The organism is Curtobacterium sp. MCBA15_001 (assembly GCF_001864835.1).
Lineage (GTDB): Bacteria > Actinomycetota > Actinomycetes > Actinomycetales > Microbacteriaceae > Curtobacterium.
The window spans coordinates 186,401-200,373 of sequence record NZ_MJGI01000006.1 but is presented as its reverse complement, the minus strand read 5'-3'; the positions used below and the strand labels follow the sequence as shown (position 1 = coordinate 200,373).

13 protein-coding genes are annotated in these 13,973 nt (G+C 71.0%); 2 read left to right on the top strand and 11 right to left on the bottom strand.

Translation table 11 applies throughout. The annotated features are described in order from the left end of the window. The first annotated feature begins 46 nt into the window (after window positions 1–46). Window positions 47–691, top strand: a complete 645-nt coding sequence (lexA, locus tag BIU90_RS03635; protein ID WP_071298858.1) for a transcriptional repressor LexA — start codon at window positions 47–49, stop codon at window positions 689–691. Between the two features lie 85 nt (window positions 692–776). On the opposite strand, the gene hflX is transcribed toward lexA, so the two are convergent. Continuing rightward, a complete protein-coding gene (gene hflX / locus BIU90_RS03630; protein WP_071298914.1) occupies window positions 777–2,300 on the bottom strand; it encodes a GTPase HflX in 1,524 nt (507 codons plus the stop codon). A gap of 61 nt (window positions 2,301–2,361) precedes the next feature. On the opposite strand from hflX, the gene BIU90_RS03625 reads away from it, so the two are divergent. Continuing rightward, on the top strand, window positions 2,362–2,976 hold the full coding sequence (locus BIU90_RS03625) for a class I SAM-dependent methyltransferase (protein WP_071298857.1): 615 nt from the start codon (window positions 2,362–2,364) through the stop codon (window positions 2,974–2,976). 445 nt (window positions 2,977–3,421) lie between these two features. Here the strand turns inward: BIU90_RS03625 and dapF are convergent, their stop codons facing one another. The 10 genes from dapF to BIU90_RS03575 all read right to left on the bottom strand — a co-directional run bounded on the left by dapF (window position 3,422) and on the right by BIU90_RS03575 (window position 13,938). Beyond that, window positions 3,422–4,312, bottom strand: coding sequence for a diaminopimelate epimerase (gene dapF / locus BIU90_RS03620; protein WP_071298856.1), 891 nt, complete (start codon window positions 4,310–4,312; stop codon window positions 3,422–3,424). After that, entirely contained in the window at window positions 4,309–5,262 is a 954-nt protein-coding gene (gene miaA / locus BIU90_RS03615; protein WP_071298913.1) for a tRNA (adenosine(37)-N6)-dimethylallyltransferase MiaA, read from the bottom strand. The genes dapF and miaA overlap by 4 nt, the downstream gene beginning before the upstream one ends. Before the next feature lie 7 nt (window positions 5,263–5,269). Continuing rightward, a complete protein-coding gene (gene miaB / locus BIU90_RS03610) occupies window positions 5,270–6,769 on the bottom strand; it encodes a tRNA (N6-isopentenyl adenosine(37)-C2)-methylthiotransferase MiaB (RefSeq protein WP_071298855.1) in 1,500 nt (499 codons plus the stop codon). A 44-nt stretch (window positions 6,770–6,813) separates the two neighbouring features. Continuing rightward, on the bottom strand, window positions 6,814–7,728 hold the full coding sequence (locus BIU90_RS03605; protein WP_071298854.1) for a regulatory protein RecX: 915 nt from the start codon (window positions 7,726–7,728) through the stop codon (window positions 6,814–6,816). Further along, on the bottom strand, window positions 7,725–8,792 hold the full coding sequence (recA, locus tag BIU90_RS03600; RefSeq protein ID WP_071298853.1) for a recombinase RecA: 1,068 nt from the start codon (window positions 8,790–8,792) through the stop codon (window positions 7,725–7,727). The genes BIU90_RS03605 and recA overlap by 4 nt, the downstream gene beginning before the upstream one ends. Before the next feature lie 290 nt (window positions 8,793–9,082). Continuing rightward, entirely contained in the window at window positions 9,083–9,307 is a 225-nt protein-coding gene (locus tag BIU90_RS03595; RefSeq protein WP_071298852.1) for a DUF3046 domain-containing protein, read from the bottom strand. A gap of 90 nt (window positions 9,308–9,397) precedes the next feature. Then, entirely contained in the window at window positions 9,398–9,706 is a 309-nt protein-coding gene (locus tag BIU90_RS03590) for a helix-turn-helix domain-containing protein (protein ID WP_071298851.1), read from the bottom strand. 154 nt (window positions 9,707–9,860) lie between these two features. Next, entirely contained in the window at window positions 9,861–10,388 is a 528-nt protein-coding gene (locus tag BIU90_RS03585) for a CinA family protein (RefSeq protein ID WP_254786937.1), read from the bottom strand. After that, window positions 10,385–11,020, bottom strand: coding sequence for a CDP-diacylglycerol--glycerol-3-phosphate 3-phosphatidyltransferase (pgsA, locus tag BIU90_RS03580; RefSeq protein ID WP_071298850.1), 636 nt, complete (start codon window positions 11,018–11,020; stop codon window positions 10,385–10,387). Before pgsA ends, BIU90_RS03585 begins: the two co-directional genes overlap by 4 nt. A 5-nt stretch (window positions 11,021–11,025) precedes the next feature. Further along, window positions 11,026–13,938: a DNA translocase FtsK gene (locus BIU90_RS03575; RefSeq protein WP_071298849.1), complete on the bottom strand. Its 2,913-nt coding sequence runs from the start codon at window positions 13,936–13,938 to the stop codon at window positions 11,026–11,028. Between the last annotated feature and the right edge of the window lie 35 nt (window positions 13,939–13,973).

Sequence of the window (13,973 nt, the reverse complement as noted above, 5' to 3'; positions counted from 1 at the left end):
ACCGACATTCCCGCAGCGCCGCGTCCCGACCAGGAGGCGAGACGACGTGGCGGACGAACTGCGGGTCCAGAAACCGCTCACCGCGAAGCAGCAGGCGATCCTCGACGCGATCCGGGCCTCCATCGCGAGCCGGGGCTACCCGCCGAGCATGCGCGAGATCGGCGACGCCGCCGGCCTGTCCTCGTTGTCGAGCGTCTCCCACCAGCTCGGGCAGCTCGAACTCGGCGGTTGGATCCGCCGCGACCCGAACCGCCCGCGTGCGCTCGAGGTCCTGGTCGACGAGCCCTCCGCCGAGGCCGACGGACCCGACGTCGACACCACGACCCTCGTGCCCCTGGTCGGACGGATCGCCGCCGGTGTCCCGATCACGGCCGAGCAGCACGTCGACGAGATCATCCCGCTCCCCCGCCAGCTCGTCGGCTCGGGTGACCTCTTCATGCTCAAGGTCGTCGGCGAGTCGATGATCGACGCGGCGATCTGCGACGGCGACTGGGTCGTCGTCCGGTCACAGCAGACCGCCGAGAACGGCGACGTCGTCGCCGCGATGCTCGACGAGGAAGCGACCGTCAAGGTCTTCCGCCAGCGCGACGGGCACACCTGGCTGCTCCCCCGCAACACGGCGTTCGAGCCGATCCTCGGCGACGCCGCCACCGTGCTCGGCAAGGTCGTGGCGGTGCTCCGCTCGCTCTGAGCGAGCTCGCCTGCGCAATCCACTGACGGACGGGAGGCCCGGTGCCAGCTGGCACCGGGCCTCCCGTCTGTGCGGTGGTGGCGGTCTACGCCGACGCGACCGGCGCGACCACGTACGGGTCGAGCTCAGCGACCTGCCGCTGGAAGACGCGGACGTGCAGGCGGGTACCGGCTTCGACGTAGTCGACCGACTCCACCGAGCCGGTGTCGTGCAGCTGCGAGACCAGGTCGCCCCGGTCGTAGGGGACGACGACGGTCAGGTCGACGTCCGGCTCCGGCAGGCGGGCCTCGATCGCGGCGAGGAGGTCGCCGACGCCCTCGCCGGTACGGGCCGACACGAACACGGCGTCGGGCGCCATGCCGACGAGCACCAGGCGCTGCGCCTCGTCGATCAGGTCGGCCTTGTTGAACGCGACGATCTCCGGGATGTCCCGGGCACCGACGTCGCCGATCACGTCGCGCACCGTCGCCAGCTGAGCAGCGGGGTCAGGGTGCGAGCCGTCGACGACGTGCACGATGACGTCCGCCTCGCCGACCTCTTCGAGTGTGGAGCGGAACGCCTCGACCAGCTGGTGCGGCAGGTTCCGGACGAAGCCGACGGTGTCGACGAACGTGAACTCGCGGCCCTTCGTGCTCTCGGTCCGGCGGACCGTGGCGTCCAGCGTGGCGAAGAGCTGGTTCTGCACCAGCACACCCGCGCTCGTCAGGCGGTTCAGCAGCGAGGACTTGCCGGCGTTCGTGTACCCGGCGATCGCGACGCTCGGCACCTCGTTGCGGTGTCGGTCGGCACGCTTGGCCTCGCGCGCGGGGCGGAAGCCGGCGATCTGTCGGCGGAGCTTGGACATCCGCGTGTGGATGCGACGACGGTCGAGCTCGATCTTCGTCTCACCGGGGCCACGCGAGCCCATGCCGGCGCCGCCGGAGACCTGACCACCGGCCTGTCGGGACATCGACTCACCCCACCCGCGCAGTCGCGGCAGGAGGTACTCGAGCTGGGCGAGTTCGACCTGGGCCTTGCCCTCGCGGGACTTGGCGTGCTGGCTGAAGATGTCGAGGATCACGGCGGTGCGGTCGATGACCTTCACCTTGACGACGTCCTCGAGCGCACGACGCTGCGACGGTGCGAGCTCGGTGTCGGCGATCACGGTGTCGGCGCCGGTGGCCTTGACGACCATCGCCAGTTCCTCGGCCTTGCCCTTGCCGAGGTAGGTGGAGGGATCCGGGTGCGGTCGGCGCTGCAGGAGCCCGTCGAGCACCACCGCGCCGGCGGTCTCGGCGAGGGCCGACAGCTCGCGCAGGGAGTTCTCGGCGTCGGCGGCGTCGCCCTGGGCGTACACCCCGATCAGGACGACCTGTTCGAGCCGGAGTTGCCGGTACTCGACCTCGGTGACGTCTTCGAGTTCGGTGGAGAGACCGGCGACACGGCGCAGCGCTGCGCGGTCGTCGCGGTCGTACTGGTCGCCGTCGCCGGCCCAGCCCTGCTCGTCGACCGAGCGGGTCTGGATCGCCTGTGCCGGCGCGAAGATGGACGAGCTGGCCCGCGAGTCGGCGTTGCGCAGCACGCGCTCGACGACGCCGTCGCCTTCAGCTTGGTTGTTGGGTTCCGTCATGCTGTCCACAGGCTACCTCCGTCTCCTCCGGGACACACGGGCGAGCCGGTACGGTTCTTCCATGGCGAACGACCACTACTTCTCGGCCACCCCGGAGAGCCAGGCGCGTCCGCGGCAGATCTCCGTGACGCTGGCCGGGCGGACCTTCTCGTTCACCACCGCGGCGGGGGTCTTCAGCCCGGACGGCATCGACCGCGGGACCCGGGTGCTGCTCGGTTCGGTCCCGCCGCCGTCGCCCGAAGGGGCGCTGCTCGACATCGGCTGCGGGTGGGGGCCGATCGCGGTCACGATGGCGCTGCACTCGCCGGACGCTGCGGTGTGGGGTGTGGACGTCAACGAGCGCGTGCTCGACCTGGCGCGGCACAACGCCGAGGCCGCCGGGGTCGCCAACGTCACCGTGGGGCTGCCGTCCGACGTGCCCGCCGACCTGCGCTTCCGCACGATCTGGTCGAACCCGCCGATCCGTGTCGGCAAGGACGAACTCCACGACATCCTGACGACCTGGCTCCCCCGGCTCGAGGTCGCTGGTGACGCGTGGCTGGTCGTGTCGAAGGACCTCGGCGGCGACTCGTTGCAGCGGTGGCTGCACGATGCGCTCGGGGCGTCGTTCCACGTCACGAGGGCCACGACGGACAAGGGCTTCCGCGTCCTGCGGGTGCACCGCACCGCGGCGTAGGTGCGCGGGCGCGGGCGCGGGCGGGCGACGCGGGCGGCGCAGCGCGGGCGCGCCCGCAGCGGATGGTGCGAGGTTCCGTCCACGGTGCGCGGTTACAAGCTCGCACCGTGTCCGCAACCTCGCACGGTGCGCGAGGTGCGCCAGCGCGCACCGGCCGCAGCGGCGCAACGCGCCCGCAGCAGTCCAGACGGGAGGCCCCACTCGCGTCACCGACGTCGGCGACCCTACCCGAGCCTCCCGTCCGACGCCGATGCCTCGCCGACGCGACGCCGACGCGACGCCGACGCCGACGCCACCGCCGACACGACCTCGGCGCCGTTCGCACAACCAGAAGCACCCCGAACTGCGCGATTGCGCGGTTCGAGGTGCTTCTGGTTGGGCGAACGCCAACCGCACCGCCGAACCGACAACACGCGGCCAGCGCCGCGCCGCGCGCCCGCGCCCGTCAGACGGTCAGGTCTCCGGAGAACACGAGCTCGGCGGGCCCGGCCAACGAGACGTGCTCGCCGTCCTCGGCCGCGAACATCCGCACGGTCACGACCCCGCCGGGGACCCGCACGCGCCAGGTGTCCGGCGCCGAAGCACCAGCCCAGTGCCGCGTCGCCAGGGCAGCGGCGACGGCACCCGTCCCGCACGAGAGGGTCTCGCCGCTCCCCCGCTCGTGGACACGCATCGTGATCTGCCCGATGCCGTCCTGCACCAGCGGGTCGCCCGGCAGCACGAACTCGACGTTCGCACCGGCAGCCGGGGCAGGGTCGAGCACGGGGACGAAGGTCAGGTCGAGTCCGGTGAGCTCGTCCTCGGACGCCAGGGCCACCACGACGTGCGGGTTGCCGACGTCGATCCCGAGGCCCGGCCTCGCCCGGTCCAGGTCCTTCGCGCGGACCAGGACGTCCGATGCGCCGCCGCCCTCGATCCCGAGGCCCCACCGCCCGAGGTCGGCCGCGAACCCGTTCGCCTGGCGCTGGATGTCGACGACGCCCTTGCGGCTGCCGACGGACAGGGTCTCGCCGGGCTGCAGGTCGACGAGGCCCGCTTCGGTCAGGTAGCGCGCGAACACGCGGATGCCGTTGCCGCACATCTCAGCGACCGTGCCGTCGGCGTTGTGGTAGTCCATGAACCACGTGACCTCGGGAGCGGCGGCAGCGAGCGCACGCCCCTCGGGGATCGCGTCGGCGCGCACCGCACGGATCACGCCGTCCGCCCCCACGCCGAACCGGCGGTCGGCGATGGCGCGGATCCGCTCGGGCGTCAGGTCGACCGCCGCGTCCGGGTCGGCGAACAGGACGAAGTCGTTGCCGGTCCCCTGGCCCTTGGTGAAGTGCAGCTCGGTCACGGGACGATCCTACGGGCCAGGGCGGACAGGTCGTCGCGGTCGGCTCCCGTGACGTCGAGCACCTGGGCCTCGGAGTACCGGCGGAACCAGGAGACCTGCCGCCGGGCGTACTTGCGGGTCGCGACGGCGGTGGCCTCGATGGCCTGGTCGACCGTCGCGGCACCGTGCAGCACCTCGAGCGCCTGCGAGTACCCGATCGCCGCACGCGCCGTCCGCCCCCGCTCGAGTCCGACGTCGCGCAGTTCAGCTACCTCGTCGACGAGCCCCTGGTCGAACATGCGCTGCGCGCGGTCGTGCAGGGCCGCCACGAGTTGCTCCCGTTCCCGGTGCAGCCGCAGGACGGTCGCTGGTCGCCACACGCGCGGCACGGCCGGGAGGCTCGTGGTCACACGGTCGGATCGACTCGCGATCTCCACGGCACGGATCAAGCGCCTGGGGTTGCGTGCGTCGATGGTTCGCGCGGCTTCCGGGTCGAGGTCGCGCAGGCGCGCGAGCAGGGCGCCCGGCCCGTGCTCGTCGTGCTCTCGTTCGAGGGCGGCACGCAGCTCCGGGTCGGTGCCCGGGAAGTCGAGCTCGTACAGCACCGACGACACGTAGAGACCGCTGCCTCCGACCAGAACCGCGACGCCGCCGTCCTCGGTGATCCGCTCGATCGTGGCGCGGGCCTGCTGCTGGTAGGCAGCGACGCTCGCGTCGTCCGTGACGTCGAGCACATCGAGCTGGTGGTGCGGGATGCCGTGCCGCTCGACGAGGGGCACCTTCGCCGTACCGATGTCCATGCCACGGTAGAACTGCATCGCGTCGGCGTTGACGATCTCGGCCGGTCGACCCGCCGCACGGTACCGGTCGGCCACCGCGATGGCCAGGTCCGACTTGCCCGTCCCGGTCGCGCCCACGATCGCGACGAGGTCACCGCTCGCCGGGTGCGGCTCCGCCGTGCTGTCCGTCACGACCGGGTCAGCGGCCGACACGGAGTGTCGGCAGCCCGAGCGACACCGAGCGCGGCCCGGAGCCCCGCTCGGCGGGGGTGGGGACGCCGCAGGACTCGGCCTGCGCGCGGTCCCAGGCGTCGCCCGCGCGGGTGCGACGGACACGCAACTGATCGCCGTCCTGTGCGTCGGCGATCAGGAAGTGCGGTGCCGACCGGGTGACCTCGACCGTGACGACGTCGCCCGGACGCGGGACGTCCGAGCCCGCCGGCACGGAGAAGTGCACGAGCCGGGAGTCCTCCGCGCGGCCCGAGAGCCGATGCGTCGCGCCGTCCTTGCGCCCCTCACCGCTGGCGACCAGGACCGCGACCGTCCGGCCGATCTGCTGCGCGTTCTCCTCGGCGGTGATGCGCTCCTGCAGTGCTGTCAGTCGCTCGTACCGTTCCTGCACGACCGCCTTCGGCAGCTGGTCGTCCATGGTGGCCGCCGGGGTCCCCGGTCGGATCGAGTACTGGAACGTGAACGCCGAGGCGAACCGGGCCTGCTCGACGACGCGCAACGTGTCCGCGAAGTCCTCCTCGGTCTCGCCGGGGAAGCCCACGATGATGTCCGTCGAGATCGCCGCGTGCGGGATGGAGGCGCGCACCCGGTCGAGGATGCCGAGGAACCGCTCGCTGCGGTAGCTCCGCCGCATCGCCTTGAGCACCCGGTCGGAACCGGACTGCAACGGCATGTGCAGCTGGGGCATCACGGTCGGGGTCTCCGCCATCGCGTCGATGACGTCGTCCGTGAAGGCAGCCGGGTGCGGGCTGGTGAACCGGATGCGCTCGAGTCCCTCGATCTGGCCGGCTGCACGCAGCAGCTTGCCGAACGCCTGCCGGTCGCCGAACTCCACGCCGTACGAGTTCACGTTCTGTCCGAGCAGCGTGACCTCGATCGCGCCGTCGTCGACGAGCGCCTGGATCTCGGCGAGGACGTCGCCCGGTCGGCGGTCCTTCTCCTTGCCGCGCAGCGACGGCACGATGCAGAACGTGCAGGTGTTGTTGCACCCGACGGAGATCGACACCCAGCCGCTGTGGGTGGAGTCGCGCTTGGTCGGCAGCGTCGACGGGAACACGTCGAGCGACTCGAGGATCTCGAGCTGGGCCTCGCCGTTGTGCCGCGCGCGTTCGAGCAGCGTCGGCAACGAGCCCATGTTGTGCGTGCCGAAGACGACGTCCACCCACGGCGCCTTCTCGAGGATGACGTTCTTGTCCTTCTGCGCCAGGCACCCGCCGACCGCGATCTGCATGCCCGGGTGGTCGCGCTTGATGCCGGCGAGCTGGCCCAGGTTGCCGTAGAGCCGGTTGTCGGCGTTCTCGCGCACCGCGCAGGTGTTGATCACGACGACGTCGGCCTGCGCGCCGTCCGCGGCGACGTACCCGGCGGCCTGCAGCGACCCGCTCAACCGCTCGGAGTCGTGCACGTTCATCTGGCACCCGTAGGTGCGGACTTCGTAGGTGCGGGGCTGCGCGTCGACGGTCGCCATGGTCGTCCCAGTGTAGGTCGGGTGCTCCGCTCGGACCGCTCGGCCTACTCGAACCGGACGGTCCCGCGCGGACCACCGGGACGCGGTCCGCCGCCGCCGTCGAGCGCTCGTTCGACGGCGATCCGCACGATGCCGCCGTTGTAGCCCTTGCGCATGAGGACCCCGGAGAGCCGACGCTCGGCGGTCGCCCGGTCGAGCCCGCGGAGCTGCCCGGCGCGCTTCTGTGCGAGCTCGATCGCGCGGAGGAACTCGTCGTCATCGTCGTCGGCAGCGGCGTCGAGTGCCGCGTCGATCGCGGCCTGGTCGATGCCGCGCTTCCGGAGTTCCGCGACGACCCCCTGGCGTCCGAGGCCCTTGCGGTCGTGCAAGCGGTCGACCAGGTCGGTCGCGAGGGCGACGTCGTCGAGCAGGCCCACTCGCGTCAGTCGCTCGATCTCGTGCTCGACGACGTCGGGGTCGAGGTCGTTCCGCGTGAGCGTCGACCGGAGTTCGGACGTGCTGACGCCCTTGCGCCCGAGCGCGCGCATGCTGATCCGTTCGGCGTCGGCGCGCTGTTCGTCGATCGGACGGGGAGCGTCGGCCGGGTCGATCTCCTCACCCCCGGCGATGGAGAACACCGATGCCGTCCGGGCTGTGGCTTCGTCCTCGGTCGCGTACCCCGACTCCTCGGCGCGAGCGCTCCGGCCGGAGCCGTCACCCACGACGGGCGAGACCCAGGCCGGTTGGGCCGCGGGGCCGCGCAGCTGCACAGGCACGGGTGCATCGGCGTCGTCGGCGAGGTCGTCCTCGGGCTCCCCGGACTGCCCAGGCGTGCTGGGCATGTCGGTGTCCCCGGGTCGGTCGCCCCCACCGGACTCATCCGGCTCAGCAGGCGGGCTGACGTCCGCACGACCACGACGGGACCGCGCACCGAACAGGTCGGTGACCGGTGCGAGGCCCGCGTCGTCGTCGATGCTCACGCGCCCTTGCGCGCGGCGAGCTTGGGCTCGATGGACTCGACCGGTGCTGCGTCCGCCGCCGGCTTCGCACCGCCGACGCCGAGCTTGGCGAGGATCTTGCCTTCGATCTCGGCCGCGATCTCCGGGTTCTGGATGAGGAAGGAGCGCGAGTTCTCCTTGCCCTGCCCGAGCTGGTCGCCGTCGTACGTGTACCAGGCGCCGGACTTCTTGACGATGTTGTGGTCGACACCGAAGTCGAGCAGCGAGCCCTCGCGCGAGATGCCCGTGCCGTAGAGGATGTCGAACTCGGCCTGCTTGAAGGGCGGCGCCATCTTGTTCTTGACGACCTTGACACGCGTGCGGTTGCCCACCGCGTCCGTGCCGGTCTTCAGGGTCTCGATGCGACGGATGTCGAGGCGCACCGAGGCGTAGAACTTGAGCGCCTTGCCGCCGGAGGTGGTCTCGGGCGAGCCGAAGAACACACCGATCTTCTCGCGCAGCTGGTTGATGAAGATCATCGTGGTCTGGGTCTGGTTGAGCCCACCGGCCAGCTTGCGGAGGGCCTGCGACATCAGACGTGCCTGCAGACCGACGTGCGAGTCACCCATCTCGCCCTCGATCTCGGCGCGGGGCACGAGCGCTGCGACGGAGTCGATCACGATCAGGTCGATCGATCCCGAGCGGACCAGCATGTCCGCGATCTCGAGTGCCTGTTCCGCGGTGTCGGGCTGGGACACGAGCAGGGCGTCGATGTCGACGCCGAGCTTCTTGGCGTACTCGGGGTCGAGCGCGTGCTCAGCGTCGATGAAGGCCGCGATGCCGCCGTTGCGCTGCGCGTTGGCGATCGCGTGGATCGTCAGCGTCGTCTTGCCGGAGGACTCCGGGCCGTAGATCTCGATGATGCGGCCACGGGGCAGTCCACCGATGCCGAGCGCGACGTCGAGGGCGACCGAACCGGTCGGGATGACGGCGACCGGCGCACGGTCCTCGGAGCCCAGGCGCATCACGGCGCCCTTGCCGAACTGCCGGTCGATCTGGGCGAGGGCGGTCTCGAGGGACTTCTCGCGGTCTGCGGGTGAAGGCATGATGTGCTCCTGCGTGCTCGTGGTCTGCCGCCTGTAGGCTGTCTGGCCCCCAGCCGCCGGTGGTGCAGGGCTGCTGGTTCTCGGACAAGGCTCCGGGTGTCTCCCGATGGCTTCGAACCTAGGGCCCGCCACCGACATCACTGCCGGTGGTCACGCTGCCTGTGGACGAATGCCTCGATCGACTCCGCTGTGCAGGAACGTACCACCCGTCGAACACCCGTTCGAGCGACACGCCGAACACGCGTTCGAGCGTGCCCGTGACACGCATCCCGAGCGGTCACCGCGGCGCGTCACCCCCGAGGCTCGATGAGCCCCTTGCCGTGCCGCCGGTCCGCGGGGACGTCCTGCGAGTCGCAGAGCGCGTCCCAGACCTTGCGGGTGTCGATGCCCGCGGCGATCGCCTCGGCCGCCGAACGACCTCCGAGTTCCTCGAGCACGACGTCCCGTGCGACGACGGCACCGTAGGCCTCGCCGAACACCTGGTCGACGGCTCGCCAGAACTCACTCACGCGCATCCGACCAGGGTAGCCCGGACGCCAGCACGCCCCCGCACACGAGAACGCCCCCGCCGGCGGACCGACGGGGGCGTTCGACTGCAGTACGGCTCAGCGCACCGCGAGGTCGTTGTCGAACTCGGCGACGAGCTCGTCCGGGAGCGTGTCCGGGACGGGGACGAGTCCCTCGACCACGGCGAGGCGGTCGCCCACCTCGCGCATGATCGTCGAGATGGGCGTGTCCAGCGCGTCGGCGACCGACGCGAGGATCTCCGAGCTCGCTTCCTTCTGACCACGCTCGACCTCACTGAGGTACCCGAGCGCGACGCTGGCCTTGGACGCGACCTGACGGAGGGTCCGGCCCTTCTGCAAGCGGAAGTCCCGCAGAACGTCGCCGATCTCCTGACGAACGAGAACCATGAGAACTCCTCCTTCCTGTCGTCTCCAAGCCCGAGCGGTCGGGATGACCGTGACGGGGTTCAGCAACGCGATCGTTGCCGGTTGCAGCATGGTAGCCACCTGGACTGCCACCCCGCTGGAGATTGCGTGAGATGTAACCCAGCGGTAACGCGGGTCATTCCCGGTGTCCCAGCGAGTCGGACAGCCGTACCAGGAGTTCGGAGACGGTGGCCTGACGGATTGCGTCGCGGTCGCCGTCGAGGTGCAGCTCGAAGGCCTCGGCACCCGCTGCGGAGGCGATCCCGACGAACACGGTGCCGACCGGCTGGCCGTCCTGCGGGTCCGGTCCGGCAACGCCCGTCGTGCTGATGCCCCACGTGGCGGGCACGCCGTCCACCGCCAACGCCGTGCGGACACCGGCCGCCATCTGCCGGGCGACCTCGGGATCGACGGCGCCGTTCGACGCCAGCAGCTCCGCGGACACCCCGAGCACGGACGCCTTCACGGGGGTCGCGTAGGCCACGACGCCCCCGCGGACGACCGCGCTCGCGCCGGGCACAGCGACGAGCGCCGACACCACGAGCCCCCCGGTGAGGGACTCCGCGACGGCGACGGATTCACCGCGGACGGTCAGTTCCGCCACCACGCGTGGCGCGATGCGGACAGGAGGCGCGGCTGCAGCCGCGTCGACCGCTCGGCTCACGCGGCGGTCCGGTTGTGCCGGTACGCCTGGTACAGGTAGTCGAGCCCGCTGAGCACGGTGGCGAGCACCGCTGCGGTCATCAGGATGCCGTTGGTCCAGTGCGCGACGTCCCCGGCGAAGTGCCACCACGGGAACAGTGCCAGCGTGATGGCCACGGCCTGCAGCACGGTCTTGATCTTGCCGCCGCGGCTGGCCGGGATCACCCGGTCGGACAGCACGGCGAAGCGGAACACGGTGATCCCGATCTCGCGCACCATGATGAGCACCGTCACGTACCAGGGCAGCTCGCCCAGGATCGACAGCGCGACCAGGGCACCGCCGATCAGCACCTTGTCGGCGATCGGGTCGACGAGCTTGCCGAAGTCCGTCACCAGGTCCTGCCGGCGCGCGATGATGCCGTCGGCGCTGTCGGTGACGATCGCCACGACGAAGAGCACCGCCGCCCAGATGCGCACGGACGTGTCCTGCCCGCCGTCCGACAGCAGCAGGACGAAGAACAGCGGCGCCATCAGGATGCGGACGACGGTGATGATGTTCGCGACGTTCGCGGTGGACGCGGGGCCGGGACCCTTGCGGATCAGCCGCCCGCGCCACGGGAACCGCTTCGTGTTGGTGCCTTCCGAGGCGGTCATCCTGATCACTCCCTGCCGGTGAGGCCCCAGGCGTCCTCGTCCGGTTCGTCCTCGACCTGATCGTACCCGCGCGTCATGTCGCCCACCGGGTCGGCGCTGTACCGGTCGCCGTCGTCCGGTGCGGAGACCGGCGCGGAGGCCGGCGCGGCGACCGGCGCCGGGGCCGCAGGAGCCGGGGGTTCCTCGCCGCGCAGCTTCGCCAGTACGGATGGCAGCTGATCGGCGGTGACCAGGACGTCGCGGGCCTTCGACCCCTCGGAGGGGCCGACGATGTCCCGCGACTCCATCAGGTCCATCAGGCGTCCGGCCTTCGCGAACCCGACCCGGAGCTTCCGCTGCAGCATCGACGTGGAGCCGAACTGCGTCGACACCACCTGTTCGACGGCGGCCAGCAGCAGCTCGAGGTCGTCACCGATGTCGGCGTCGATCTCCTTGCGCTCGACCACCGCGGCGACGTCCTGGCGGTACTCGGGCTGGGCCTGTCGAGTGACGTGCTGGACGACCTCGGCGACCTCGCTCTCCTGCACCCAGGCACCCTGCACGCGGACGGCCTTCGACGAGCCCATCGGCAGGAAGAGCGCGTCGCCCTGCCCGATCAGCTTGTCGGCGCCGGGCTGGTCGAGGATGACGCGGGAGTCGGTGACGCTCGTGACCGCGAACGCGATCCGCGACGGCACGTTGGCCTTGATGAGCCCGGTGATGACGTCGACCGAGGGGCGCTGGGTCGCCAGCACCAGGTGGATGCCGGCCGCACGGGCCAGCTGCGTGATGCGCACGATCGACTCTTCGACGTCGCGCGGGGCCACGAGCATCAGGTCGGCGAGCTCGTCCACCACGACCAGCAGGTACGGGTACGGCTTGAGCTTGCGCTCGCTGCCGGCGGGCAGCACGATCTCGTCGTTCTGGATCGCCTTGTTGAAGTCGTCGACGTGGCGGAACCCGAAGGACGCCAGGTCGTCGTACCGCATGTCCATCTCCTTCACGACCCACTGCAGCGCTTCGGCGGCCTTCTTGGGGTTCGTGATGATGGGCGTGATGAGGTGCGGGACCCCGGCGTAGATCGACAGCTCGACCCGCTTGGGGTCGACCAGGACCATGCGCACCTCGGACGGCTTCGCACGCATGAGCAGCGAGGTGATCATCGAGTTGATGAACACCGACTTGCCGGACCCGGTGGAGCCGGCGACCAGCATGTGCGGCATCTTCGCCAGGTTCGCGACGACGAAGCCGCCCTCGACGTCCTTGCCCACGCCGATCGTCATCGGGTGCTTGGACTTGGTCGCAGCGTTCGAGCGCAGCACGTCGCCGAGCGACACGACCTCGCGGTCGGAGTTCGGGATCTCGACGCCGATGGCGCTCTTGCCCGGGATCGGCGACAGGATGCGGACCTCGTTCGAGGCGACCGCGTAGGACAGGTTCTTCGACAGGGCCGTGACCCGCTCGACCTTCACGCCGGGGCCGAGTTCGATCTCGTATCGGGTGACCGTCGGGCCACGCGAGAAGCCGGTGACCTTCGCGTCGACCTTGAACTCGGTCAGCACGCCGGTGATCGCGGCGACGATGTCGTCGTTCGCCTGGCTGCGCGCGACCGACGGTGTGCCGGCACTCAGGGTGGTCGCCGCGGGCAGGCGGTACGGCTTGGACGGGTCGTCCGCGGACCCGGTCTCCGGCAGGCCGGCGACCGCAGCGTCGTCGACCGGATCGGCCTGGAGGCCCGGTGCGGCCACCACGGGCACGTCCGGTTCCGGACGGATCGCCTCCGGCTGCACGTCCGGCACCGGCGCACCGAAGTCACGGAGCGCCTGCTCGGCGCGGTCGAGGTCTGCGGCGACCTCGGTCTCGAGCGAGTCGTTGAGGTTCACCGACGCGGGCTCGGCCGGCGTGTGGTCGATCAGCCCGGCCGCGGCACCGGCGTTCGGGCTCGTCGTGGGCGCGGCCGCGGGGGCAGCGGCGGCGGTGCCGGTGGCCGGGATGACGGGGCTGTCGTAGGCCGGGTCTTCCTCGCGCCCGGACTTGTTGCGCCGCCACCACGGGATGTGTCCCTCGGCGTCGGGGTCGGGCTGCTCGCCGTCCTCGAAGCCGAGGTCGTCGAACAGCTGCAGGCCCTGCGAGGCCGTCGATCCCTTGACGCCCTTGCGCGGGGCCCTGGTCGGTGCCGCCGCGGTGTCCGGCTCGTCCTCGGCAGCGGGGGCCGGGGCACCGAACAGGTACGCGTAGAGCTCGTGCAGTCGACGGCCGAGCTTGTTCGGCGGGGTCTTCGTGATGATGAACAGCGAGAGCACCAGCAGCAGGACGGCCACCGGGACCGCGATCCACGCCGTCGCGACGGCGACGAGCCAGCCGATGACGACCCAGCCGAGCACGCCACCTGCGGCAGCGAGGGCCGGCATGCCGTCCGAGGCGCTGGGTTGCCCGCCGAACACGTGGCAGAGCGACGAGATCGACACCAGGAGCAGCCCCAAGCCGATCCCGATACGAGTGTTGTCGTGCACGGACGCGGGGTGCCGGAACAACCAGCCCGCGAACACGACCATGATCACCGGCAGCGCGAACGCCAGCCGTCCGAACAGCCCGCCGAACGTGTAGGCGTCGAGGGCGATCGAGACGGCGTTCGTCGGGTTGAGCCACTCGACGACGGCTCCGGCGATCGCCAGCACGAACAGGAAGAACGGGAAGCCGTCGCGGCGCTGGTCCTTCTCGAGCGACTCCTTGCCCAGCAGACGGAACATCGCCCCGACGCCGTGCGCCATCCCGAGCCAGGCCGTCACGAGCGGGTTCTGCCCGGTGAACTCGACCGCGGGCGCCGCCTGCGGGAGCTTCTTCGTGGTGGCCTGGGTGCGCGACGTTCCGCGCGTCCCACTCGTGCGGGACGACGTTGACGCGCGTGAGCGCGTGGTCGACTTGGTGCCTCCGGCCATGGGGACGACCATAACGCCCGCGGCGGACAAAGCCC

Bases quoted from the DNA above. Each gene is read 5' to 3' on its own strand.
- hflX (WP_071298914.1), bottom strand. From the start codon at position 2,300: ATGACGGAACCCAACAACCAAGCTGAAGGCGACGGCGTCGTCGAGCGC.
- BIU90_RS03625 (WP_071298857.1), top strand. From the start codon at position 2,362: ATGGCGAACGACCACTACTTCTCGGCCACCCCGGAGAGCCAGGCGCGT.
- miaB (WP_071298855.1), bottom strand. From the start codon at position 6,769: ATGGCGACCGTCGACGCGCAGCCCCGCACCTACGAAGTCCGCACCTAC.
- recA (WP_071298853.1), bottom strand. From the start codon at position 8,792: ATGCCTTCACCCGCAGACCGCGAGAAGTCCCTCGAGACCGCCCTCGCC.
- BIU90_RS03595 (WP_071298852.1), bottom strand. From the start codon at position 9,307: ATGCGCGTGAGTGAGTTCTGGCGAGCCGTCGACCAGGTGTTCGGCGAG.
- BIU90_RS03590 (WP_071298851.1), bottom strand. From the start codon at position 9,706: ATGGTTCTCGTTCGTCAGGAGATCGGCGACGTTCTGCGGGACTTCCGC.
- pgsA (WP_071298850.1), bottom strand. From the start codon at position 11,020: ATGACCGCCTCGGAAGGCACCAACACGAAGCGGTTCCCGTGGCGCGGG.
- BIU90_RS03575 (WP_071298849.1), bottom strand. From the start codon at position 13,938: ATGGCCGGAGGCACCAAGTCGACCACGCGCTCACGCGCGTCAACGTCG.